Below are 347 nucleotides of genomic sequence, written 5' to 3' on the forward strand. Positions count from 1 at the left end.
GTCGTACATCTACGATCTTCTCGCGCATGCTTTGTTCAACGTCCAGACTCTCTACCCACACATCGAAGAAGTCATCGACGCGAACAACCAATTCCTCAGCATTGCTCAAGTCCTCGGTGAGAACAGCGCGCAAGTCTTCCTTGGACCGGAAGTTCTTGATGAGCACAATGTTTGAGAACGCTGAGTAGTCCGATGCATTTACGTCTGCACCGTCCTGAATCACTAGCTTTACCAGATTTTTCTTTCCGCGTGGAATGTTCTCAAGATCGGCACGTGAGGACAGCACCACCGTATGTAGCTTGTACACTGGGTCGTGGTTTATGAACTCTATCTCGTGGTCTGCAACG

At 49.6% G+C, this 347-nt stretch carries 1 protein-coding gene; it reads right to left on the reverse strand.

Annotated features, from left to right (window positions below; genetic code table 11):
- The coding region (locus tag AC1RPY_RS07740) for a hypothetical protein (protein ID WP_481763104.1) at positions 1-347 on the reverse strand (347 nt) is incomplete at both ends.

The sequence above is a fragment of the Dellaglioa sp. CoH-56-MRSF-12 genome (assembly GCF_056782075.1).